The sequence below is a fragment of the Chryseobacterium sp. SIMBA_029 genome (assembly GCF_046535275.1).
GTDB lineage: Bacteria > Bacteroidota > Bacteroidia > Flavobacteriales > Weeksellaceae > Chryseobacterium.
Genome location: NZ_JAWRXA010000008.1, coordinates 60,512 through 85,539, shown reverse-complemented (window position 1 = coordinate 85,539; position 25,028 = coordinate 60,512). Strand labels below are relative to the sequence as shown.

Here is a 25,028-nt window from a genome sequence, read left to right as displayed (position 1 = left end):
TTGATGAGGACAAAGTTCGGCCAGAATAGAAAATATCTACTTGATAAATATCAAAAGTTTTCGTGAGCGGTCTTATTTCTTATCCGGCTGAATGTTTCGGAAGTCATCCCGAGCATAGATGCAATGTACTGCAGTGGAATATGGGCAAATAATTCACGGTTTTCATTAAAAAATGCGGTATATCTTTCTTCAGCAGTCATAGAAAGATGGGTGAGAACTCTTGTTTCCAATGTAATAAAACAATGAATTATGAAAGCTTTTTCAAGCTTATACCATTGAGGAACCAGCTGATGGAGGGCTTCGTAATCCTCTTTGTCAATGGAGTAGATTTCAGTATCCGTAAGTGCCTGAATATTCCACCGGGCAGGACTGGCAGACATAAAACTCGAAAGATCAGTAATAAAATATCCTTTCGTAGAAATCCACTGGGTCACTTCTTTTTTTTCAGTCTCAATAAAGATGCGTAAAAATCCGGATTGAATGAAACTTAATTTTGTACTGCTCTTCCCGGCGCGCAGGAAAAAATCATTTTTGCGAACAGTTTCCGGTTTGAAAAAGGAGACAATGGTTTTCAAATCATGATCTTCAATATTTTCAAAGTAAGACTGTAAGCTGTATTCAAGATCTGTTGGAGGTGAATTCATGGCTGAAACGTATTATTTTTTTGCAATGATCTTCATGATAAAGCAAATCAAAGTTACGAAATATTAAAACCTTTGATATGCCCAATTGTAGTCGATTTTAGTGACCAGAAAATAATCTTTAACCCTGTTGATGGTTATAAAACATTCTGTATATCCGTGATAGAGATATAATTTTATTGTCAATTTGAATTCATGAAGAGCGATAATTTCAACGCTCTTATGCCGTATGTCTTCCTGTACACCATTTCCAATATCATGATTGGCGGTTAATAAAGCATCAAGAACAGGCATAAATACCGCGGATATTTTTGCTTCATTTTCGAAATAAATATTGATGAAATCTTCCAGCTTACTTTCAAAGTCAGGTTTTTCAGAATTTTTTATATAAAATTCATCTGAAAATTCAAAAGAAATACTTTCCGTTGAAGGAGTCTTTACAGAAACCGTATTGCTTTCCCAACAATCAATACAGGTCTTTTTAAACTCAAATGAATGATGACTTTTTGTGGGTATAACGATCATTATGGAATAAAATTTGTCATTTTAATTTAGAGTAAAATTATTGTTTTATAAACAACCCAAAAATAGAATTAAATAATTATTTTTGTTCCGTTTAACAGATATTAAAAAAATATTAAAATATGGCGTCTGGTTTTTTTGCAATTTTGGATGATATTTCTGCGTTGATGGATGATGTTGCGGTTACTAGTAAAATAGCCACTCAGAAGACGGCGGGTATCTTAGGAGATGATCTGGCGGTAAATGCAGAAAAAGCAACAGGCTTTCTTTCTTCCCGGGAAATTCCGGTTTTATGGGCGATCACAAAAGGGTCTTTTATCAACAAATTGATCATCCTGCCTATCGTTTTTTTACTCAATTGGTTGTATGCTCCAGCTATTAATTATGTATTGATCCTTGGAGGATTCTATCTGGCTTTTGAAGGAGTTGAAAAAGTGATAGAGTTTCTTTTTCACCGTGACAAAAAAGGTCATGAAGTTATAGAGGAAATTGTAGAAGACGAAAAAAGTTCTGAAGAAATAGAAAAAGCGAAAGTAAAATCGGCTATTACAACGGATTTTATTTTATCGATCGAGATCGTAATTATTGCTTTGGGAACCGTATTGGAAGAAAGTCATCCTTTCATTACGCAGATTTTAGTAACGAGCTTAGTTGCATTTATTGCTACTGTTGGAGTGTATGGAATTGTAGCTTTGATCGTAAGAATGGATGATGCCGGATTTAAATTAATTAAAAAAAGTAACGATAAAGGTTTTTTCGGTAGGCTTGGACATTTATTAGTGAAGGCTTTACCTATTGTTATTAAAATATTGGGAGTAGTCGGTACGATTGCTTTAATAATGGTAGCTGGTGGAATTTTTCTACATAGAGTAGAATTTTTTCATGGCTTACTTCCAACCTGGCCAGATGTTCTGAAAGAGCTTACACTTGGAGTTGTAGGAGGTTTGGCTGCTGTGGCGGTCTTTACATTGGGTAAAAAAATATATACTTTGGCTACCCGTAAATAGTTTCTCTGAAAAATAATTTATATTCGCTTATGAATGCATTTAACCTTGTATTTATTAATAAATATGAGAAATTTATCGATTGATATATTAAAAATTATACTCGCATTTTTTGTGGTTTTTTTGCATATGCATTTACTGATAGATTTTTATCCTTCATTAAGTTATGTACTTGTAAATGGCCTTTTTAGAATAGGGGTTCCTGTTTTTTTAATAATAACGGGATATTATTTTTATCATGTAGATGATATTCATAAGTTGAAAAAATGGCTGATAAGAATATTTTTACTGTATTCAATATGGTCGATAATCTATATTCCTTTCTGGAAAGAAGGTAAAATTTTAATAAATATTTTTTTTGGATATCACCACTTATGGTATCTGATAGGAACTTTCTTTGCTGGAATTGTTTTGTTTATGCTAAGAAATAAATCGGCACAATTTATTATAACAACGATTTTGTTTCTATTCAGTTGTGGATATGTAATACAAATGTTGGGGAATCTTCATTATTTTACCGGGGATTTAGACACAACATTGAATTTATTTCCTTCCTACAGAAATTTCCTATTTGTATGTTTTCCATTCTTGGGAATAGGTTTTCTTATTAAAAAACTGTATATTGATGTAAAGCAGAAGCCATCTTTGCTGCTGGTTATAGGATCAGTAGCTCTTGTCGTTTTTGAAGCGTTTTTGAATTATAAAGTATTAGGATTAGATAAAAAGGAAAGCATTGATTTATTAATATCTTTGCTGATTGCCTGTCCCATTGTATTTTTATACTGTAAAAGTATTCCTGTAAAAACAGATTCTAAAATTTTAGCAAGTATTTCAACCGCAATTTATTTGGTTCATCCATTAATCATGGAATGGATTTTTAACCTTCACCTTACCACATTCAGGTTTGTGATCTTTATCGGAGTGTTATTAATGGTAAGTTTAATATTAGTTTTTCTTAATAGAAAATTAAAATATCTGTTGTAATAAAGTTACTGTATTTTCAACCCTTGCACATAGGCTAATTTAATTGCATCCGCTCCGTGAAATTCAGAATAATTGAGATCAATTTCATTCTCAGATTTTAAGTTCTCATACAATTTAAGAATGTTTCTTTTGTATGGGCAATGATCTATAAAATTGTTTAAAAAGATTTCAGCGGTTTCTTTTTCAGAAAAACAGAGGAGGAAATCTAGAGGAGAAATCGAATCTTCTGTCCATTGATTAAATTTTGTTCCATTATTCTTTAAAAAAGCAATGGCAGTTTCTTTAGAACTGAAAATCTCAAAAATAGACAGGATGTATTTTTGTATACTTTCTGTAATTTCAGTAATTGAATTTTTATAAGACAGACCGGCTAAGTTCCATTCTTTCCAATTATTAAAGGGAGTTAAATAACCAATCTGGTTTCCATAGATCAATCCTTGCGAATATTCATTTTTTCTCTGTTCAATTTGCCATTTTTTTAATATTTTAGAATAGATATTGATATGTGGAAGTATCTGGATGGATGAAGAATCATTCCTGAAACTCGACTGAAAATAAATTTCAAAATAGATATCTTTATCCTTCGAAATTTTCTTAAGCCTTTGTCCCTTTTCAAGTGTTTTAAAACCCTCGAGTTGAGCGGCAATTTCGTTGCAAGCATTTAAAAATACTACTCTTGTATCCATTTTTAGCTTTAGGTTAATTTATTTTAAAAACGAATATAAAGAAAAATGAGAAACCATAAAAGAGTCTCAATTAATATTTACCGCAGAAATTTTTTACATTTTCATCAAAAGAATATGCAACTGTAAGAAAAAGAGCATCGTGTTCAGTAACGTTAGTTTGTCGTAGAAATTTTTTATGAGCAATTTCATAAACATTATCATGAACTTCCATAAATTCCACCTGCATTTCAGGATAGGGATATTTTTCTTTTGCAATAGCAAAACATGAATCATCAATTTCAAATTCTCTTCTAACAAAATCACAAAGACTTAAATGCTTTTCATCTAAATGATTTAAGAGGATTGTTAATTTTTTTCTGTCAGTTTCATGCTTTAATTTAGGAAGAATTATTTTTCGAAAATTATAATTCGATAAATCCTTCTCCACAATTTTATTTTCTTTAACAATTGAATTCTGCTTTTCATTCTGACAAGAAATCAATAATAAAAGTAGAAAGGTAAATGAAATTTTATTCATGATTTAATTTATTAATTCAAAATTAAACCAGACCATTGCCCATAAAAAAAGGATTCCCGTAAGAATCCTTTTATATTTTTAGTTGAATAAGTCTTTCACTTTATCAAAAAATGTTTTTTCTTTTCCGGAAGGTTCTGCTTCCATTTCTCCGCTGGACATCTGCTTCTCAAAGAAATCTTTTTGATCTTTTGTAAGCTTCTGTGGTGTCCATACATTGATGTGGATAAACATATCACCTTTTCCATAGCTGTCGATGCTAGGAAGGCCTTTTCCTGCTAACCTAAGGATTTTTCCGGACTGTGTTCCCGGATCAACCGTTATTTTCACTTTTCCGCCAACGGTAGAGATTTCTTTTTTGGTTCCTAATGCAGCTTCAGCATAGGAAATATATAATTCCTGATGAAGGTTGTCTCCTTCTCTTTTGATTGTTTTATCAATTTCTTCTTCAATAATAACCAATAGATCTCCGGGAATACCTCCGAAAGGAGCATCATTACCTTTTCCTCTTACATTCAGCTGAATTCCGTCTCTTGCACCGGCGGGAATATTGATTGAGATTTCCTCTTCATCCTTAATAAGCCCCTGTGCATTTGCTCCGGCTGGAATTTTATCAGCAACCTTTCCGATTCCCTGACAAGTTCCACAAGTAGCCTGGGTCTGCATTTGCCCAAACATGGTGTTCATTATTTTAACCTGAACTCCTGAACCGTTACACGTAGGACATGTTTTTGAAGTGGCACCTTCTGCCATCTTCATTTTTTTTACTTTAAGCGTTTTCTGGGTTCCGTTCACCATTTCTTCAAGGTTCAGCTTGATTCTGATTCTTAGATTAGAACCTTTCACCTGCTGACGTCCGCCGCCACCTCCGAAACCTCCGAAGCCACCGCCACCAAAAATATCTCCAAACTGGCTGAAAATATCTTCCATATTCATACCACCGCCAAAGCCGCCACCACCGCCGAAACCTCCGTTTCCGCCTACGCCTGCATGACCGAATTGGTCATAACGGGAGCGCTTCTGGTCGTCGCTTAATATTTCATAAGCTTCCGCTGCTTCTTTGAATTTTTCTTCGGCTTCCTTATCTCCCGGATTTTTATCCGGGTGAAATTTGATCGCCATTTTTCGGTATGCTTTCTTTATTTCCTCGGATGATGAAGATTTACTTACTTCAAGAACCTCGTAATAATCTCTTTTTGACATGATGCTTAAATGCTTACAATTGATGTGAAATAAATGATGATTGATTCTTGCTGGATAAAAGGTCTATCAATTACCACCTATCATTTATCATTATTAAATTTTAGTTTCCTATTACTACTTTTGCAAAACGGATTACTTTATCACCTAAAGTATATCCTGTTTCGATAACGTCTACGATTTTTCCTTTCAAATCTTCTGACGGTGCAGGAATCTGAGTAATTGCTTCATGGAAATCAACACTGAAATTGTCTCCGGCTTTTACTTCCATTGGTTTTAATCCTTTTTCAGTAAGTCTGTTTTTGAATTTTTGATAAATCAATTCTACCCCCTGTAAATCTGAAGTATTTCCATTTTTAGCAATTTCTTTCAATGCTCTTTCAAAATCATCCAGTACTCCTAACATAGAAACCATCATATCCTGATTAGCATATTGGAAGAATTCCATCTTCTCTTTTGCTGTTCTTTTCTTATAATTTTCGAATTCAGCATACAGTCTGATGTAACGGTCTTTCTCTTCTGCCAAAAGTTCCTCAGCAGTTGGAGTAGCTGTCACATTTTCTCCAGAAGCTGTTTCGTTCTGAATCGTGTTTTCTTCTTGATTATTGATGCTTTCTTCGTTAATATCCTGATTGTCCATAATTCAATATTTATTTACAGGTGTGTTTGGCAAAGACTTTGCCAAATGAAAAATTAAGACATTAAGGCAGTTTATTTTTTATTCTGTGAAAAAATTACACGGATTATATACCCTTTCAGCCGTTACTGAAGGTAATAATGGAACAGCATTTTTTAGAATCAGTGAATGAATTGATAGTTGATTTTGAAGCCGACAGTTGTTATTAGTCTGCAAAAGTCTGATAAAGCAGGTAAAGATTTAAAATAATGATGATGAATGAAATGATCCATACACAGACTTTTAAAACAGGTTTATTCACAAATTCACCCATTTTTGCTTTGTCATTAGTAAACATCACCAACGGAACAACTGCAAAACTCAATTGCATAGATAAGATCACCTGACTTAAAACCAAAAGATTAGTAGTTCCTTCTTCACCATATAAAATAGCTACAATTAAGGCGGGGATTACAGCGATAAGTCTGGTAATTAATCTTCTGAGCCATGGTTTTAATCTGATGTTTAAGAAACCTTCCATCACGATCTGTCCTGCCAGCGTTCCGGTAAGCGTAGAATTTTGACCTGAGGCAAGCAAGGCGATAGCAAATGCAATACTGGCCATGGAAGCCCCTAGTATGGGTGTCAGCATTTTGTAGGCATCATGGATATCTGCAACATGTTCATTGCCTGTCGTGTGAAAAGTGGCTGCAGCCAGAATAAGGATTGCTGCATTAATAAAAAACGCTAGCAATAGTGAAACAGTACTGTCTAAAGTGGCAAACTTAATAGCTTCTTTTTTTCCTTCTCTATCACGGGGATAGTCTCTGGTCTGAACAATACTGCTGTGAAGGTACAGGTTATGAGGCATAACCGTGGCTCCCAAAATTCCAATGGCAATATAAAGCATAGCAGGATTCTGAATAATTTCTTTTTGAGGAACCAAGCCTCCTAAAATCTCATTGATAGCCGGTTTTGAAATAATAATTTCATATAAAAAACATGATAAAATAATAAAAATGAGGCCCCCCACAATACTTTCTATCCATCGAAAACCTTTTGCCTGAAGTAAAAGGATGATGAGAACATCAACAGTAGTAATTACGATTCCCCAGGTAAGAGGAATATGAAATAAAAGGTTCAGAGCGATCGCAGAACCGATGACTTCAGCGAGATCACAGGCTGCAATAGCAATTTCACATAATATCCAGAGAATAAAATTGGTCGTAGGATTGAAATGATCCCTGCACGCCTGTGCAAGATCTCTTTCTGCAACTACGCCAAGCTTTACCGATAAATGTTGTAAAACCATGGCAAAAATGTTGGAAATAAGAATAACAGAAAGTAGAGTATAGCCAAATTGCGCTCCTCCGGCAATATCTGTTGCCCAGTTTCCCGGGTCCATGTATCCAACGGCAATCATCAGTCCCGGTCCCGCAAAGGCAAGGTATTTTCTCCAAAAACTCCCTTTTACCGGTACCTTAATGGAAGAATAAACCTCTGGTAATGAATGTGAAGTTTTATCTTTTCGCCAAGCGCTCTTTAAGTTGAGATTCATAAATAATGTGAATGTTAGAAATGTCTAACAAATGTAATTAAATAAATGAAAATATAAAAACTAAGACAAAAAAAATCCCGAAAATATTTTCGGGATTTAAGTATTAGCTGTTTATAATTATTTTGCAAATCGTACAGACATTTTTCTGTCAGCAGCTCTTTCAGCATCTGATGCTTTAGGATCTACTTTAGCAAATTTGCTTCCGTATCCTTCAGCTTCTAAAACCTGAGCACCAACTCCTGCTTTTGCTAAAGCACCTTTGATAAACTCAGCTCTTGATTTAGATAATTTAATGTTAGATGCTTCATTACCTGTTTTATCAGTGTAACCACCAATTTTAATTTTAGCTTCAGGGAAAGCTTTTAAGATAGCTACAAGATTTTCAAGCTGTCCTTGAGAACCTGCTTCCAATTCTGTAGCGCTAGCCACTTTGAAATTAACGTGGTCAAAATCATACCAGGTATCTTTTAAAGCACTGTCATCAGCTGCATTTTTGTAATTTCCAGATTTTAGGAAAGTGATCATCTGATCTTCCATTCCACCTTTATAACCTTTAAGCGCAACCCCGTTTAAATCGATATTCTCATCAGTTTTAGCAGTAGTTACAGCAGTTCCTGTTGTATCACTTGGAGTAACTGCGGTTGACGCTGTATCCGTGTGTGATCCTGTTGAATCAGCAACAGTGGTTGTGGTGGTTGTCTGCTTTTTCTCACATTGCTTCCAAATGAAATATGAAACAGCAATTAGCAATAAAAGCGGAAGCAACCATTTCCAGATTGAACCTCCGCCTTCGTTATTTCTATCAGGATTAGTTCCTGTAGGTGTTGTACTTCTTGTAACGTCTATTTTAGGCTCTCCGACCGGCGTTTTTATAGCGTCATTATCATTATCAAACTTGTATCCTTTAGCCCAATCGCCAATATTTAACGATGCTAAAGAAAGTCCAGCTGGCAACAATGTAGAGATAATACCTTTCTGGCTGCTCAATAAACTTGAAATACCAGATTTATCCAGATTATTATCAGCTGCATATTTTCCTACAGTTCCTGCTGTTGCTCCTGTTACAAGGCTTAGCAAAGAACTTGCAGAACCATTGCTGATTCCTGAAAAAGAGGCAATTGAATTGACCAATCCACCAAGTTTATCACCAAAAAGAGACGATAACAAAGTAGAGATGATAGGATTATTAGAAGAACCTCCCAATAAATTTCCTAAAATTCCGCTGGATGAAGCATTCGTAATTGCATCTAAAACTCCTGGATGATCAGCATTGTTTGCTAATCCTCCCACCACTGCAGGCAGTAAACCTCCAATTGCTTTTGAAATACCAGATTCACTTTCTCCTAATTGAGACGCTGCTTGTGATACTAAAGCGGGACCTAATTGTCCTTTAATTAAATCAATAACATTTAAAGACATAATAAATTTATTTTTTAGATTAATGTTGATATAAATTTAAACAAAAATCTGTCCAAACGTTATTTTTTTTGATTATTTATTGAAATTTTAATGAAATTTTCAGAAATCATTAAAAATGTTAATACGCTTTTGCGAATAATACTCGTCTTTCAGAGGGTTTTCCTGAAATTAGCGAAATACCTGTTTCAATGTCATTATCTGAAGGAATACATCTGATAGTTGCCTTGGTTTCTTCTTTAATTTGTTCCTCTTCTTCAGCAGTTCCATCCCAATGGGCGTAGATGAATCCTCCTTTTTCTTCCAGCACTTTTTTAAACTCTTCATACGTGTCAACTTTTGTAATGCTGTCATTTCTAAAGTTGAGTGCTTTATTATAAATATCTTGCTGAATAGTTTTTAATAACTCTTCAATGTAAACATCAACACCTTCAATAGAACGTACTTCTTTGGTAAGATTATCTCTTCTTGCAATTTCTACAGATTTATTCTCTAAATCTTTCGGCCCGATGGCAATTCTTACAGGAACTCCTTTTAATTCGTATTCAGCGAACTTCCAGCCTGGTTTATTCTGAGTATCATTATCAAATTTCACAGAGATACCTTTAGCCTTCAGTTTAGCCTGAATATCTAAAGCAACTTCACTGATTTGGTTAAGCTGTTCGTCACCTTTAAAGATAGGAACAATAACCACCTGGATAGGCGCCAATGTAGGAGGAAGTACCAATCCGAAATCATCAGAATGGGTCATGATTAAAGCTCCCATCAAACGCGTGGAAGTTCCCCATGATGTTGCCCATGCGTGCTCAATTTTCCCTTCTTTGTTGGTAAATTTCACATCAAAAGCTTTGGCAAAATTCTGTCCTAAAAAGTGAGAAGTTCCTGCCTGAAGTGCTTTTCCATCCTGCATTAAAGCTTCAATACAATAAGTTTCATCAGCTCCCGCAAATCTTTCAGATGGTGTTTTTACCCCTTGAATTACAGGCATTGCCATGAAGTTTTCTGCAAAATCTGCATACACTTTATTCATTTTTTCTGCTTCTTCTACGGCTTCATCCTTTGTAGCATGAGCTGTATGCCCTTCCTGCCATAAAAATTCTGCTGTTCTTAAGAATAAACGGGTTCTCATTTCCCAACGGACAACATTGGCCCATTGATTAATTAATATAGGTAAATCTCTGTACGATTGAATCCAGTTTTTATAGGTGCTCCAGATAATTGCTTCTGATGTGGGACGAACGATAAGTTCTTCTTCTAATTTAGCATCCGGATCAACGATAAGTTTTGCAGGGTTGTTTGGGTCTGTTTTTAATCTGTAATGGGTAACCACGGCACATTCTTTTGCAAAACCGGCAGCATTTTTTTCCTCTGCCTCAAACAAGCTTTTGGGCACAAAAAGCGGGAAATAAGCATTAACGTGACCTGTCTCCTTGAATTTTCTGTCCATTTCATCACGCATTTTTTCCCAGATTGCATAGCCGTATGGTTTAATAACCATGCATCCTCGCACTCCAGAGTTTTCAGCTAAGTCAGCCTTTACCACCAACTCATTATACCATTTGCTGTAATCTTCGCTTCTTGAGGTTAATTTTGCCATTATTTTTTTTAATTTTTTTAACTTTTTCCTATTATTGTTATCTAAAAATAAAACTCTATTTTTGATAGATTTTTTAATCAGTGTTTTGGTACATTTTTGGTACACATTGCAAATATAATTTAATTTAAAAATTTTTACGTTATCATGAAAAGAAATATACATAAAAATTTGCTCGGTGTGTTAAGATCTAAAGGGATTTTAGCCATATCAAGCGGATTATTGCTTATGTCTTGTGGTGCTCAGATGGGAGGGTATAGCGAGACTGATGGGGTTTATTATGACCCGAATAAAGATACACTACCTGAAGGCGTAATTATCAATGATGGCGGAAACAGGGTAGGTCAATATTATGACTATTATCAGGACTCTAATATCATCCAGAATGCACAAGCTAATTCTCAAGAGCAGGATAACAGATATAATACTTGGAGTGATAATAACTGGAATACCAATGTAACAGATTCCGATTGGGGAAATTTTGCAGGATCCCAAACCAATGTTTACAATAATAACTGGGGTAGTCCTTGGGGATATTATGGTGGTTACAACCCTTACTGGGGCTGGAACGGAGGTTGGAGCTTAGGTATGTCTTTCGGATGGGGTAGCTCATTTGGATGGGGATGGGGCGGTTCTTACGGCTGGGGAAATCCTTACTGGGGCGGATACTATGGTTGGGGCAATCCTTATTGGGGTGGCGGATACTATAACCCGTACTGGGGATGGAACGGCGGATACTGGGGTAACGGATATTACAACAGACCTATCTACAGAAGAAGTGGTGCTGAAGGAGGTGGATTTAACAGAAATAATCCAGGTCTGACAAACTCTATCTATAAAAATAATACAGCCGGTTTCAGAAATAATGGCGGTGGCTTTAGAAATACCAATACAAATGGTGGTTTCAGACAGCAAGGTAATTATAATGGTGGATTTAGAAATCAGCAAGGGCAATCCGGTGGATTCCGTAACTCTACACAACAGACAAGACCGAACTACAATTATAACAACCAGCAACAACAGCCTAGATACAGAAATGATGGTGGATTCAGATCCAATGATAACGGAGGATTCAGATCTAGCGGAGGATTCAATTCAGGTGGTGGCTTCAGAGGTGGTTCTTCAGGCGGCGGCGGTGGTATGAGATCCGGCGGCGGCGGTGGCGGCTTCAGAGGGGGTAGATAATTTTCAAACTTAATAACTATTTAAAAAATAATGTTAAAAAAATCTTTAGTATTAATGAGTGTTGCTGCTGCATTTTATGCGCAGGCTCAGGATGTTTCTGTGATAAGAAATACTGTAGATGCATATTCCAGTACTCCTATGGTGGGATCGGCTAAATTCAATGCGATGGCCGGATCTAATGGGGCACTAGGTGGGGATGCTAGCTCCCTGCTTACCAACCCTGCCGGTTTGGGAGTTGCCATTTCCGGAGAAATTTCAGGAACATTGTCTGTAAGTGGGAATAAAAATACCTCTACATGGGCAGGTTCATCCATTAATTATAGCAAAACAAATACAGATCTTGGGAATGTTGGTGGTGTACTTACTTTTCCTTTGATGACTGAAACAGGATGGAAATTCATTAATATCGGGGTCAACTATTCCAATCAGTCTCTTGATAATTATGTAGAGTCTCCGGGAAACAGTAACCTGGTCTATGATTTTGACACCAATAAAAGTTCTTCACTTGGCGGTCATGCCTATAATAGGTATGGATACTTGTCTAAAACAAGTTTCGGTGTTGGAGCTAATTATAACCACAGTGTGTATATTGGAGCAGGCTTGAATTTCTTCAATGCCTCTATCGACCAGTATGATACAGCGGCATTCAATTCTCTTCAAAATGGTTCTACAGAATATTTCAGCAAGCAGAATACTCCCTATTTTGAAAGATCTTCAGGTTTTTCAGCAACCCTTGGGGTAATTGGTAAACTGAATCCTAATTTCAGAGTTGGAGCAGCGATTGAAACACCTACTTTCTGGACGATTGACAGAAATTATAATTTCTACAATGATGCTAATTTAGGTGATGATATGGCTTATGAGGGAAGAAGATTTACTTCTCCGCTTAAAGCAACCGTAAGTGCTGCTTTTGTAGCCAGTAAAAACTTCTCTTTAAACGTAGACTATACACTTGGGTTAACAAAACCGAAATACAGAGTAGATGGTGGTGCAGAAACAGAATTGAATGATTTCTTCAAAGATAATTACAAGAACTTATCAGAAGTAAGAATAGGAGGGGAATACAGAATACAACAGTTTAGAGTAAGAGGTGGATATTCATTTGTATCCAGTCCATTTGATGCTTTAACGATCAGTAGATTTAATGATGCGGGAACTTCTTCTGTAGATCAATCTTATAATAACCTTATTCTTAATAACAGAAACTTATTGTCATTTGGTTTAGGATATGATTTCAAGTCTTTCTATGTAGATGCTTCTTATCAGAACATAACGTCTAAGTACAGCAATCCATTTTTGAGAGGTGTGCTTAATGGTAATACAGATTCTGCTTACTATTCACCAGGAAATATCGTGACCAGCGATTCTTACGCTGTCTCTGATGTGAAAAACAGCAGAAATAACTTTTTCCTTACATTCGGTTGGAAATTCTAATTTCCAGCTTGTGTAATGAGTGATTAAATTGAGGCTCCGAATGATTTCATTCGGAGCTTTTTTTATTGTCAATAATTTGATTGTTTATTTTTAATGAAGATGTCCAGCAGGATGATGATGGAAAAGATGCATGATCAGGGCTAGAGAAACCCCAAGGATAACCAATCCGATTTTTATCCAGTCTATATTATGATTCTTGTTGCTTTCAAAAATAATCACTGAAGAGATATGCAGGAAGATTCCGCCTACAATAGCAAGGAAGTAAGGCTGCAGATCAGGATTGAAATAATTACCCAGAAGCATTCCCATAGGTGAAGCGAGGGCAAATAAAGCAACGATCAGCAAAGATGGGTAAGGTGAACTTTTAGATTCATTTTTTCTGTTGAATAAGAAAGCACCCAGAATAAATGAGATCGGAAGATTATGAAAAACGATCCCTAAAAGGTAGGGGGATAATGCCTCCTTTTCGTTGGCTAAAGGAATTCCTTCAATGAATGCATGCACAAAAAGTCCTACCATTAAAGCCATAGGAAGAATATTGTTCTCACTATGATGATGGAAATGCCCGTGCTCAAAGCCTTTTGTTAAAGCCTCGAGAATCATTTGAAGAAGGACTCCTGCGATGACAAAAATTCCTAGATTACTGCTTTCTTCGGAAGCATATACTTGCGGAAATACTTCATTCAGGCAGATCGTGATCAGAAATCCTGCACTTAAAACCAATAAATTTTTTGCAAGTTTTTCTTTTTTACCAAAATGTTTTCCAAGAAATACTCCTGCAATGACGCTTAAAATCAGTAAAAAAACTGTTATCATGCCTTTTTCTTAAATAAATTGATGCAACGTGGTGAGTTTTCTTTGTCAAATTCATCCAGCTGATAATTTCCCCAAATTTTTATTCTTTCAAAACCACATTCTGTTGCATAAGAGTTGATAGCTTCCAGCGTATGAAGCTTTACTTTTTCGAAAAAATGAAAAGACTGACCTTCCGTTTCGAAACGGATATCTTTAACAATATGTCTGCCCTCAATTTTTTTGAGAATTTTAAAATCAATACCACCGCGGGTTACTAAAGATTCCGCAACGATATTATTTCTTACATATTTTTCATTCAGATAATCCAACACAAAATAACCGCCGGGTTTTAAAGAATTATATACCGACTGGAAAACTTTTTTGTCATCATTTTCATTGTCAAAATATCCAAAACTTGTAAATAAGTTAAAAACAGCATCCATTGGATCAGTATCGATAGGATTTCTCATATCGTGAACATCAAAAAGAAGGGTCTGATTTTCGAACTGTTTATCGAATTCTATACTCTGTCTGGAAAGGTCCAATCCAAGCACATCATAGCCTAATTTATTAAGGAAAACCGAGTGTCTTCCCTTTCCACAAGCCAGGTCAATGATCTTGGAAGAAGGCGGCAGCTGAAGCTCCGCAGTCAGTTTTGTAATGAAGTTTTCTGCTTCCGTATAGTCTCTGTTACTATAAAGCAAATGATAATAAGGTGTATCAAACCAAGATTCAAACCATTCCATAATGCAAAAATAACTAAATTTGCAGTCTAAAAAAGAAATATGTCCTTTAAATAAAGTAAATGTTTAGTTTTAAAGGAATTATAAATCGAAACAAAACGATAGAGAAAAACGATATCGTTTAAAAATAATACTCTTAGTATTCTTGATGGTTTATTTTGATCTGTAGGATTCAAAAATAATCATTGGGAAATTAAGTTAATCTAAAAATATGGACACAGAAAATCTAAAGATTCAGATAAAGACATTCTTCGGTCTGGAACCGATTTTGGCAGAAGAAATCAAAAAGTTGGGCGGTAAAAACGTAGAAATTAAAAACCGTGCTGTAAACTGTGAAGGTGACCTTGGGTTTCTTTACAAAATTAATTATTCAGCAAGAACTGCGTTAAAAATTTTAATTCCTGTTCTTGAATTTAAAGCTTTTAACCAACATCAGTTTTACGATAAGCTTTTTAAAGTGGAATGGGAAAAGTTTATGGATGTAGATCAGTCATTTGCGATTGATTCAACCGTAAATTCCGAAACGTTTAAACATTCACAGTTTGTTACCCTGAAAATGAAAGATGCCATTGTGGACTATTTTCAGGATAATTATAAAAGACGCCCGGATGTAGATGCCAAAAGACCGGACATCAAATTCCATCTTCATATTGACCGTGAATTGGTGACCATTTCTCTGGATTCTTCAGGAGATCCTTTATTTAAAAGAGGATACAGAAAGGAACAGGGTGAGGCTCCTATCAATGAAGTGCTGGCAAGCGGAATGCTTCAGCTGGCAGGCTGGGACGGAAAAGGAAACTTTCTTGACCCGATGTGTGGTTCCGGAACGTTGTTGATCGAAGCGGCAATGATTGCGCTAGATCTTCCGGCTCAGATCTTCAGACATCGTTTTGCTTTCCAGAACTGGAGTAATTATGATGCTGATTTATTCACCAAGATCAAGGAATTCAGAGTGAATAGAGTAAAAGAATTTACCGGAAAAATTGTTGGTTATGATATCGATACCCGAATGCTGAACGCAGCAAGAACGAATATTGAAGCAGCAGAGATGGAAGATATCATTGAAGTAAGAAAACAGGACTTCTTTGAGTCTACGAAAGAACTTTTCCCGTTACTGATGGTTTTCAATCCGCCTTATGATGAAAGAATTGCCATCAATGATGAGGATTTCTATAAAAAGATTGGAGATACTTTCAAAACTCACTATCCTAATACGTTAGCCTGGTTGATTTCTTCAGATCTGGAAGCGGTAAAGAAAATCGGTCTTCGCCCTTCAAGAAAAATCAAGCTTTTCAACGGAAAACTGGAAACCAGATTTTTACAGTATGAAATGTATGAAGGAACAAAAAAACTTCATAAAATTGAAAATCAATAAAATTGTTATAAAAACCTTCCGGTCTGGAAGGTTTTTTTCTTTTTTGATTTTTTCTGTATTTCCCTGATCGCCTTGTGTACGGCTGTGGTGTTGTATTTGTATTTCAAATTAGGATTATTTTGATCCTTACAAATTTTCAATGAATTGAAAGAACAACCTTAATTTTCTCATAAAACTGAGGTTACATTTGCACGTTCTTTCCTGAATAAGTAATTTTGAAAAATTTTCAACTTGAACCCTACTATTTCCATTATCGTTGCCATTTTCAACCGAAGAGACGAACTTTTCGAGTTGCTGAATTCACTCACCCATCAAACCGATAAGGAGTTCGAAATTATAATTGTGGATGATGGTTCTTCTATTGACCTTAAGCCCACCATCAGTAATTTTGAAGAAATACTGAAAGTGAAATATTTCAGAAAAGACAATTCCGGACCTGGCTTAACGAGAAATTACGGATCCCGGAGAGCAGAAAGCGAATGGCTGGTTTTTGTAGACAGTGACGTTATTGTAGAAAAGGATTATATTGAAAATATTAAGAAAAACATTGTAACAACGCCTTGCGACGCATTTGGTGGTGCTGATAAAGCCCATAAAGGTTTTAATCTGATGCAGAAAGCGATTTCCTACTCAATGACTTCTGTTTTTACGACAGGAGGAATACGGGGTAATAAGAATTCAATTTCGAAATTTCAGCCGAGAAGTTTTAATATGGGCGTTAAAAAAGAAGTTTTTGAAAAAGTGGGCGGATTTTCTGAGATGAGAATCGGGGAGGATCCGGATCTTTCCATGACGCTTTGGGAAAATGGTTTTACCACTGCTTTTTTTGACAATATTGGAGTGTATCACAAGCGCAGGGTAGATTTTGGGAAGTTTTCCAAGCAGGTGTATCAATTTGGATGTGCAAGACCTATTCTTAACCAAAGACATCCTAATTATGTAAAAATTTCATTTGCTTTTCCTACGTTGTTTTTATTGGGCTATTTTGTAGGCTTTTTAGAATATTATATTCTGGGAAGAGGGATTATCCTTGCTTTGTATGGTCTTTATACCTTTTTAGTCCTTTTCCATGCTTTGTGGGTGACTAAGAATATCAGCATTGCGGGGATGGCTGTTATCTCCACCTATATTCAAATGTTTTCTTACGGGTATGGCTTTTTGAAATCCTGGATTCTGATCAATATTTTCAGAATGAAACCTGAAGATGCTTTCCCGAAACATTTTCACAAAAAATAAAAGCTGATGAAAATCAACAGCTTTTATTACAATAAATTAGTTTAATATAGAGATGGTTTCATGGTTGAGAATGCCTACCGTTTGCATGCATTCTTTCATCTTTTCGTACGTCCGCTGGATATCGTGATCCAATCCTATAGAGAATCTGATCAATCCATCGGTGATTCCCATTTCAGCGCGTTCCTCTTCCGGAATTTCAGAAGATGTTGAGCTTCCTGAGCATGAGAATAAAGTTTTATAAAATCCTAAACTTACCGCCAGATACCCTAAGTTTTCCTGCTGCATAAGTTCCATTAGTTCATTGGCTTTTTCAGTCGTTCCTGCGTCTAAAGTCAATAATCCGCCAAATCCATATTCCTCATGCATCATGCTTTTCATCAACTCATGATTTTTATGTGATTTTAAACCGGGGTAAACTACGCGTAATCCGTCTTTTTCGAATCTTTCAGCTAAATACATAGCGTTGTGGCTGTGTTGCTTTATTCTGATATGCAGTGTTCTTAAATTCTTTAAAATGCTTGCAGACCTGAAACTGTCCATGGTAGGCCCCAGCAGCATACAAGCCCCTGAATTTACATTTTTAGTATCATTAATGAACTCCTGGCTTCCACAATATACACCGCCTACAGTATCACTGCTGCCGTTAATAAATTTTGTAAGACTGTGAATCACAATGTCTGCTCCTAGAAGTTTAGGAGAAATAGAAAGCGGGGAGAATGTATTGTCAACAATAAGCTGTAGATTATGCTTTTTACAGATTTCCGAAAGCTTTTTCAGATCAGCGACTTCAAGAAGAGGATTGCTTACACTTTCACAGTAAATTACTTTTGTAGTAGGTTTTATAGATGCTTCTACCGCTTCAAAATCATTGATATCTAAAAAGGTAGTCTCAATTTGAAAAGGGGGAAGGAAGTTTTTAAGGAAAGCATAGGTACCTCCATAGATGGTCCTGCTGGAAATAATATGATCACCACTTTTACATACCTGTAATAAAACGGAAGTGATTGCTCCCATACCGGATGCGGTAACATTCGCTGTTTCGGTGTTCTCCAATTTTGCCAATGCCTGAGAAAGATAAAGATTCATGGGCGAAGAATGCCTTGAATATAAATAACAGCCGTCTGCATTCCCTTCAAAGGTATCAAACATCGTTTTAGCAGAAAGGAAAGTATACGTTGAACTGTCTGAAATGGATGGGTTTACTCCGCCGAATTCACCGAAATATTGTAAATCCTGTATTTCGTTAGCTGCGTTAAAGTCTTTCATGATCGTATTATTTTTTGTTCGGACTAAAAATGAATGAATTCCAGAATTATTACAACCTATTTTTGAAATATTAGAATATAAAACTATTAAAAACTGATTATACCGAAAAAATGTTTGTTATATTTGAATAATGTAAATTCTAACCAACAAATTATCTATGGCATTAGATGAAACTGACAAAAAACTGCTCCTGTTTTTACAGGAAGATGCTAAACAAACTACCAAAGAGCTGTCCTACAAGCTTGGTTTGTCGGTAACTGCTGTATATGAGCGGATAAAGAAACTTGAAAATACAGGTGTAATTTCAAAATATGTAGCTATTCTTGACCGGAACAAGGTCGATCGGGATTTCATCGTATTATGTCATGTGAAACTGACTCAGCATAAAAAGGAGCATGTGCTTCAGTTTGAACGGGAAATCATGACTTTACAGGAAGTGACCGAATGTTTTCACGTGAGTGGTGATTATGATTACATCCTGAAAATTGGAGTGAAAGATATAGCGGATTACCGTAATTTTATGTTATCCAAATTAACGACTTTGCAGCATATTGCGAGTACCCACAGCTCTTTTATGATCTCTGAGGTAAAAAACACCACTGCAATTGTTCTCTAATCTAAATTAAAACACCGTTTTTTGAAGATATGGCGTCAGGAAGGTCTTCATTTTCTCCAATAATTTGAAGAAGATCTATTTCAATGTTTCTACAGATAGAAAGCATGGGAATGTCGAACATTAACCCTGAAAAAGGGTTTTCAGAATAGTCTCCTACCAATTCCATAACGATGTAAATCCATCCGATAACGATGCAGAACGGGATGCTCGTCCAGATTCCCCAATCTCCTAATTTAGCAAACTCATTAACCAAGCCAAGGGGAAGTAAAATCGTAAATATGACATTAAAAATAAATCCTGTGCTGGCAAACTGCCTTGGTGAAGGGAATTTTTTAATTCTTTCCGCCTGTCCCTGGTAATTGTAGAATTCATTTAAACAATTTTGGAGCTGCGTTTGATTAAAGTCTGAAATAACGTTGCTGTTTTTTAAATCGTTGATGTCTTTAGCCTGTAATGAAATTAAATAAGTGGCAAAATTTTTATAATCACCATTCACTGAGAATTCTTCTTCTGAAAGATATTTATGCTGGAAAATAGAAGTCCTTCCATAATCCGGAAAACCTGCTTTGATGAGGCGGTGGCGTTTTTGGTTAATGGTTCCAAAATGTTTTTTAAGACTTATATGTTCCCATTCGGTAGGAATCAGAAGCTGTTCCCGGAAGGTATACAGCCAGGCAATGTGTCTGTATACTATTTTTTTTCTTCTTTCATCTAGATCGTTGATCGTTCCTTTCTCTGTATCAAAAGCGTAGAGCATAGAGGTGAAGGACCGGCTTGAATTGACAATACCGCCCCAAATTTTTCTGGCTTCCCAAAGCCTGTCATAAGCCTGGTTATTTTTGAAACCTACATAGAACGCTTCTGCAGTACCAATCAAAGCTACAGGCACCCATGGAATAATCATCCACTGCCAATTCGAGAAGTAATATACGGTGGCGACCACGGTACACCATACACTAAGCCATATAAGATGTACGCCTGCCAGGTTAAATATCTGTTGATAGTTGAAGTATTTGGTGGTGATCATAGGGAATATTGTGTTTTAATGGACGGGAATAAGCAAAATAGAGACCAATTGATGTATCATACATCATCCCATAGCTTTACTTTTTGTCATACGACTGATCTAGTTCATTGGTTTTTTGATTATTAGTTTGATTTATAACAGGAACTATTTATGCTAATTAAATGTACACAAAAAAACCTCTAAAATATTTAGAGGTTTTAATTTTTTATATGAATTTAATATTGAAGCATTTCTTCGATCTTCTTCGAAAGTTTTTCTGCGTTGGGAAGCATTTCCTTTTCCAGAATCAGGTTGATTGGAACTGCAGGAGTATCGAGCGATCCCATTGTTTCTACAGGAGCATCCAGATATCTGAAGCAATTTTTTGAAATACGGTGTGCGAAAGCTTCTGCAAAAGAATTATTAAGCTGTTCTTCTGTCAGAACAATACATTTTCCATGAGCCTTCACTCTCTCAAAAACAAGTTCTTCATCAAGTGGAATTAAAGTTCTCAGGTCAATAACTTCAACTTTCCCATTGAAATTTTTCGCAGCCTCTTTTGCCCAATAAACTCCCATTCCGTAGGTTACTACTAATAAGGTACGGCCTTTTTCAACTTCATTTTTATCAGCTTCTATAATGATTTTTCCTTTTCCGAAAGGTAACATATAGTCTTCTGCCGGCTCTATGGTTTTGGCGTCTTCAGTTCCAGGAACTTTACTCCAATATAGGCCTTTGTGCTCTAACATGATGACAGGATTCGGATCGTAATAAGCTGCTTTTAATAATCCTTTAAAGTCGGCTGCATTACTTGGATAGGCGATTTTAATACCTTTGATGTTGGCTAATATACTTTCAACACTTCCGCTGTGGTAAGGTCCTCCGCCTCCGTAAGCTCCTATTGGAACACGGATGATATTGCTAACCGGATATTTTCCGTTGCTTAAATAGTTTGATTTTGAAATTTCAGTAATCAGCTGGTTGATTCCAGGATAGATATAATCTGCAAACTGTACTTCTACAATAGGTTTTAAGCCTACTGCACTCATACCGGTTGTAGAACCGATAATATAGGCTTCCTGAATAGCGGTATTAAAAACCCTTTTATTTCCGAATTTCTTTCCTAATGTAACGGTTTCACGAAAAACCCCTCCAATTCTTTCTCCTACATCCTGTCCGTAAAGCAATGCTTCCGGATGTTTCCACATTAATTCCTGGATAGCGTGAATCGCAGCATCTACCATAACGATTTTTTCTCCGCCTGCAGGTTCACGTGTTCCCACCTCTTCCGTAACCGGAGTAGGAGCGAAAATGTGGTGCATTACGGTTTCAGGTTTTGGATCTTCTGCATTTTGAGCTTTTTCAAAAGCTTCTTCAGCTTCTAATCTTGCTTTCTTCGTGATTTGTTTTAATAATTCTTCATCAGCTCCTGAATCCAGCAATTGTTTTCTAAGGATTTCTCCTGGATCTTTTTCTCTATGTTGTGCGATCTCTTCTTCCTCTCTGTAAAATTCTCTTCTTACACCTGAAGTATGATGGCCGATCAATACTGTTTTTGCACAAACTACTAAAGGCTTTCTTTCATTTCTTACAAAATCTACGGCTTTTTTCATGGCTTCAAAGCTTTCCGTAAAATCCGTTCCGTCCACTCTCATTCTGCTTAAACCAGTGAATCCTGCGACAAAATCGTAAGCATCACATGTTCTTGCTTCTTCTTTGGTTACGGAAATTCCCCATTCATTATCCTGAACAAGGAAAATGATCGGAAGCTGGTGCAATGCAGCAAACTGTAATGCCTCGCTTACTTCACCTTCTGTCACGGAATTATCTCCCAAACTACAAACAACCACAGGATTGTTTTCGAATTGTTGAAGGTTAAATTCCTGAATGTATTTTATTCCCTGTGCAACACCGGTTGTAGGGATAGTCTGCATTCCTGTAGCGGAACTTTGATGGATGATCTTCGGCATGTTTTCGTCTCTGCTCGAAGGGTGTGAATAATACGATCTGCCTCCTGAAAAAGGGTCTTCAGCTTTTGCTAATAACTGCAGCATTAATTGATAAGGCTCAAATCCAATACCCAAAAGGATGCTTTCGTCTCTGTAATAAGGAGAAACCCAGTCTTCTTTCTTTAACTGGTAAGCTGTTGCCAACTGAATGGCTTCGTGACCTCTTGAAGTACTATGAACATATTTACAAATATTTCTGTTTTCTTCATAGATGTCGGCCATTGCCTTTGCAAGCATCATATGATTGTACGCCTTAAGCAAAATATCCTGAGAAACTTTTTCGTGAAGTGTATTTTCCATAGAAAGCAAATATACATAAAAAAACAAAATACTAACAAGTGTTAGTATTTTGTAATAATTTGATATATTTTATTAATTATTCCTTGATAACTTTTTTAGAAATAACATCATTTCCGGTTTTCACTTCAATGATATAGATTCCTTTAGTATATGAAGAAAGGTCAATAGATTCCTGATCATTGTTGATAGTACCACTCTGTAATTTCTTACCAGATAAGTCGTACACATTGAAAGAAGATTTTTTAGGCGCTTTCAATACTTTTACAATGTCTTTGGTAATGGTAGGAGCAACGGTAATACCGCTTGTTTTATTAATTTCATTAGTTCCTAATACTAGTTGGCTATATCCTGTAGTAATAATAGAGTAATTTTGAGGAGCAATTGCACCAGTACTATTAACCAAGCTTCCTTTGTTTGAAATTTCAATTCTATAGTTTCTTCCAGCAACAGGAGCGTCGATTACTACTTGTTCCACATTATCAACTGTATTGTCTGCTTTTGTTGCGGGTGTATTTGGAGAGTCCGCATTTAACTTCCAAGGATAATAAATAGTATTTGTAACGGTGTCAATGATTCTTAAATCTAAGTCATTTACTAATCTTGAACTTCTATTGTTATATGCAGCTGCCCATGTTAGATTGGCAGGAAGTGTATATGCTGGATCTATCCAAGAAATAGTTACTTTAAGGGGTTCTGTACCAGAAGCTGTAATAGTTTTTTTATTGATTATACCGTTATTTAAAGTCTCATCATTGAATATAACAGTATTATTTGATTTTCCTACTAATAATTCTGCACCTTTTTTAGCGTTAATGTATCCCCATCCAAATAATGGGTCTGGTCCGATGTTTCCTGCCTCAGAAGCAGAATGGATCATTAACGTTTTAGCGCTTGATGCATTTAAAACTTGGTTAGAGAAAAGATCCTTATTTATTTGTGTCCATAGACCGATTACTCCTGTAACAACTGGAGCAGAATATGACGTTCCACTTCCATAATCATAACTAATACTTCCTGTTGTATCTTCTGCTGTTGCTGCAGAAAAAACATTGGTTCCGGTAGTGGAAATATCCGGTTTTATACCGCCGTCATCTCTTGGGCCTGCACTGCTGTAATCTGAATGCACAACATCAGTTGACGTGGTATATTTGAAGTTGTTTGTAGTAATAACATCAGTAGCTCCAACAACAATAATGTTTTTTGCTAACGATCCAGGGCCTATACAATCAAATCCTTGTGAACAGTTTGTTGAAGGTAATACATCAGTAGCTGCGAACTGAACTTGAGTACCACTGGAATTTGTATAATATTTTGGAAAAGCTGATGTTCCAGGATAATCAGGACCATATCCAAAATAATTACCAGAAGATTTTACAATAATATAAGAAGGATTATTGTATACTATTTGATCGTAATTTTGATCATCCCCAAAATAAGTTCCTTGTAAATCATAAGATGTACTAGGGCTTCCAAAAGCTCCGTTCCATATCCATGCATTTGCTCCACCTATTGTCGCAATATCCCATCCTTGATTACTTCCATAAGAGTGATTAGAAAGCGCAGGTTGCGCAGTTAGTATTTTCTGATATACTGTACTGGTTGAGGTGTTTCCTGGTAGTGTGGTCGTTGCGAATCTGTAAGAATCTATAGTGGAATTTTTAGCAACTCCCTGAATATTCCCTGTTACAGGGACACCTCCAATAGTTCCACTAATCGTTACAGCGGTACTTCCGATGAACCCTGCTACGCCCGTCGAGTGGGCACTATAAATTTGGGTAGTTGCTTCCTTGTTGGTAATTCTTCCTGCAATGTTTGCAAAAGCAGGATGTGCTGCGTATACTCTTCCTCCATCGAAAATTGTAAACTTAATACCTTCACCGTTATAAGCATTTGTCAACCCAATTACTCCACCTGCGGTAGTAAGAGCATCAGCATTAGCATTGGAAACCTGTCTTATATCTTCATTTTTATAAAAATAAGGTTTTCCGTCTGGATTAAATCCTGCAAGGTTAATTCTTTGCTCTTCAATTTCTTTTAAAATCTCTGGAGACTTATTTGCTCCATAATGTTTAGATACATAAGAATCAAACTTCTTGTTATTCTCAATATTTTGTCTCTCAAACTCTCTTTTTAGACCTTCATTGTTTTGCGCACTTAGCAGTGAAATAGCCAAAGTGCCGACCAAAAGTAAATGTTTCTTCATAATGATTAGTAAATTGTTAAAATTATAAGGCGAACAAATATATGATAAAATATTTAAAATTACATGTTTTATGATAGTTTATTGTAGTTTTTACTGAATATCTATTAGCACTATTTAGCTAAATT

22 protein-coding genes are annotated in these 25,028 nt (G+C 36.0%); 7 read left to right on the top strand and 15 right to left on the bottom strand.

The features are described from left to right. Window positions 1-50: 50 nt before the first annotated feature. The gene (locus tag SB679_RS15470; protein WP_410703184.1) at window positions 51-644 is read right to left on the bottom strand and encodes a Crp/Fnr family transcriptional regulator; all 594 of its coding nucleotides are present in this window, start codon (window positions 642-644) and stop codon (window positions 51-53) included. Between the two features lie 63 nt (window positions 645-707). Then, the gene (locus SB679_RS15465; RefSeq protein ID WP_410703183.1) at window positions 708-1,166 is read right to left on the bottom strand and encodes a hypothetical protein; all 459 of its coding nucleotides are present in this window, start codon (window positions 1,164-1,166) and stop codon (window positions 708-710) included. Window positions 1,167-1,285: 119 nt separating this feature from the next. Between SB679_RS15465 and SB679_RS15460 the strand changes: the two genes are divergently transcribed. Together SB679_RS15460 and SB679_RS15455 are read left to right on the top strand one after the other, a co-directional pair. After that, window positions 1,286-2,170, top strand: a complete 885-nt coding sequence (locus SB679_RS15460; RefSeq protein ID WP_410703182.1) for a DUF808 family protein — start codon at window positions 1,286-1,288, stop codon at window positions 2,168-2,170. 63 nt (window positions 2,171-2,233) lie between these two features. Continuing rightward, entirely contained in the window at window positions 2,234-3,151 is a 918-nt protein-coding gene (locus SB679_RS15455) for an acyltransferase family protein (RefSeq protein ID WP_410703181.1), read from the top strand. Window positions 3,152-3,156: 5 nt separating this feature from the next. Here SB679_RS15455 and SB679_RS15450 read toward each other — a convergent pair whose 3' ends face one another. From SB679_RS15450 to proS, 7 genes are all read right to left on the bottom strand, one after another. Next, window positions 3,157-3,837: a DUF4304 domain-containing protein gene (locus SB679_RS15450; protein ID WP_410703180.1), complete on the bottom strand. Its 681-nt coding sequence runs from the start codon at window positions 3,835-3,837 to the stop codon at window positions 3,157-3,159. Window positions 3,838-3,907: 70 nt separating this feature from the next. Further along, window positions 3,908-4,354 carry a hypothetical protein gene (locus tag SB679_RS15445; protein ID WP_410703179.1) on the bottom strand — a complete coding sequence of 149 codons (447 nt, stop codon included), beginning with the start codon at window positions 4,352-4,354 and terminating at the stop codon, window positions 3,908-3,910. A gap of 78 nt (window positions 4,355-4,432) precedes the next feature. Continuing rightward, entirely contained in the window at window positions 4,433-5,554 is a 1,122-nt protein-coding gene (gene dnaJ / locus SB679_RS15440; RefSeq protein ID WP_410703178.1) for a molecular chaperone DnaJ, read from the bottom strand. A 100-nt stretch (window positions 5,555-5,654) separates the two neighbouring features. Continuing rightward, window positions 5,655-6,191: a nucleotide exchange factor GrpE gene (locus tag SB679_RS15435; protein WP_410703177.1), complete on the bottom strand. Its 537-nt coding sequence runs from the start codon at window positions 6,189-6,191 to the stop codon at window positions 5,655-5,657. A 202-nt stretch (window positions 6,192-6,393) separates the two neighbouring features. Then, window positions 6,394-7,725, bottom strand: coding sequence for an Nramp family divalent metal transporter (locus SB679_RS15430; protein WP_410703176.1), 1,332 nt, complete (start codon window positions 7,723-7,725; stop codon window positions 6,394-6,396). A 117-nt stretch (window positions 7,726-7,842) separates the two neighbouring features. Beyond that, window positions 7,843-9,144: a DUF937 domain-containing protein gene (locus SB679_RS15425; RefSeq protein WP_410703175.1), complete on the bottom strand. Its 1,302-nt coding sequence runs from the start codon at window positions 9,142-9,144 to the stop codon at window positions 7,843-7,845. A gap of 118 nt (window positions 9,145-9,262) precedes the next feature. Further along, window positions 9,263-10,738 (bottom strand): proline--tRNA ligase, encoded by a 1,476-nt coding sequence (gene proS / locus SB679_RS15420; protein WP_410703174.1) that lies wholly within the window; start codon window positions 10,736-10,738, stop codon window positions 9,263-9,265. A 144-nt stretch (window positions 10,739-10,882) separates the two neighbouring features. On the opposite strand from proS, the gene SB679_RS15415 reads away from it, so the two are divergent. After that, the gene (locus tag SB679_RS15415) at window positions 10,883-11,920 is read left to right on the top strand and encodes a prolyl-tRNA synthetase (RefSeq protein WP_410703173.1); all 1,038 of its coding nucleotides are present in this window, start codon (window positions 10,883-10,885) and stop codon (window positions 11,918-11,920) included. A gap of 30 nt (window positions 11,921-11,950) precedes the next feature. Continuing rightward, window positions 11,951-13,354, top strand: coding sequence for an OmpP1/FadL family transporter (locus SB679_RS15410; protein ID WP_410703172.1), 1,404 nt, complete (start codon window positions 11,951-11,953; stop codon window positions 13,352-13,354). Between the two features lie 90 nt (window positions 13,355-13,444). On the opposite strand, the gene SB679_RS15405 is transcribed toward SB679_RS15410, so the two are convergent. Continuing rightward, complete coding sequence (locus SB679_RS15405) at window positions 13,445-14,167, bottom strand: ZIP family metal transporter (protein ID WP_410703363.1); 723 nt, start codon at window positions 14,165-14,167, stop codon at window positions 13,445-13,447. After that, the gene (locus tag SB679_RS15400) at window positions 14,167-14,895 is read right to left on the bottom strand and encodes an SAM-dependent methyltransferase (RefSeq protein WP_410703171.1); all 729 of its coding nucleotides are present in this window, start codon (window positions 14,893-14,895) and stop codon (window positions 14,167-14,169) included. The genes SB679_RS15405 and SB679_RS15400 overlap by 1 nt, the downstream gene beginning before the upstream one ends. A 208-nt stretch (window positions 14,896-15,103) precedes the next feature. Between SB679_RS15400 and SB679_RS15395 the strand changes: the two genes are divergently transcribed. Beyond that, the gene (locus SB679_RS15395; protein ID WP_034711015.1) at window positions 15,104-16,267 is read left to right on the top strand and encodes a class I SAM-dependent RNA methyltransferase; all 1,164 of its coding nucleotides are present in this window, start codon (window positions 15,104-15,106) and stop codon (window positions 16,265-16,267) included. A 231-nt stretch (window positions 16,268-16,498) separates the two neighbouring features. After that, window positions 16,499-17,503, top strand: coding sequence for a glycosyltransferase (locus SB679_RS15390; protein ID WP_410703170.1), 1,005 nt, complete (start codon window positions 16,499-16,501; stop codon window positions 17,501-17,503). Between the two features lie 36 nt (window positions 17,504-17,539). On the opposite strand, the gene SB679_RS15385 is transcribed toward SB679_RS15390, so the two are convergent. Next, a complete protein-coding gene (locus SB679_RS15385; RefSeq protein ID WP_410703169.1) occupies window positions 17,540-18,769 on the bottom strand; it encodes an aminotransferase class I/II-fold pyridoxal phosphate-dependent enzyme in 1,230 nt (409 codons plus the stop codon). Window positions 18,770-18,926: 157 nt separating this feature from the next. On the opposite strand from SB679_RS15385, the gene SB679_RS15380 reads away from it, so the two are divergent. Further along, window positions 18,927-19,385: an Lrp/AsnC family transcriptional regulator gene (locus SB679_RS15380; RefSeq protein WP_410703168.1), complete on the top strand. Its 459-nt coding sequence runs from the start codon at window positions 18,927-18,929 to the stop codon at window positions 19,383-19,385. Window position 19,386: 1 nt separating this feature from the next. Here SB679_RS15380 and SB679_RS15375 read toward each other — a convergent pair whose 3' ends face one another. The 3 genes from SB679_RS15375 to SB679_RS15365 all read right to left on the bottom strand — a co-directional run bounded on the left by SB679_RS15375 (window position 19,387) and on the right by SB679_RS15365 (window position 24,903). Continuing rightward, entirely contained in the window at window positions 19,387-20,412 is a 1,026-nt protein-coding gene (locus SB679_RS15375; RefSeq protein WP_410703167.1) for a bestrophin family protein, read from the bottom strand. Window positions 20,413-20,627: 215 nt separating this feature from the next. Further along, a complete protein-coding gene (locus SB679_RS15370; protein WP_410703166.1) occupies window positions 20,628-22,700 on the bottom strand; it encodes a thiamine pyrophosphate-dependent enzyme in 2,073 nt (690 codons plus the stop codon). Window positions 22,701-22,776: 76 nt separating this feature from the next. Beyond that, window positions 22,777-24,903: a S8 family peptidase gene (locus SB679_RS15365; protein ID WP_410703165.1), complete on the bottom strand. Its 2,127-nt coding sequence runs from the start codon at window positions 24,901-24,903 to the stop codon at window positions 22,777-22,779. Window positions 24,904-25,028 lie beyond the last annotated feature (125 nt).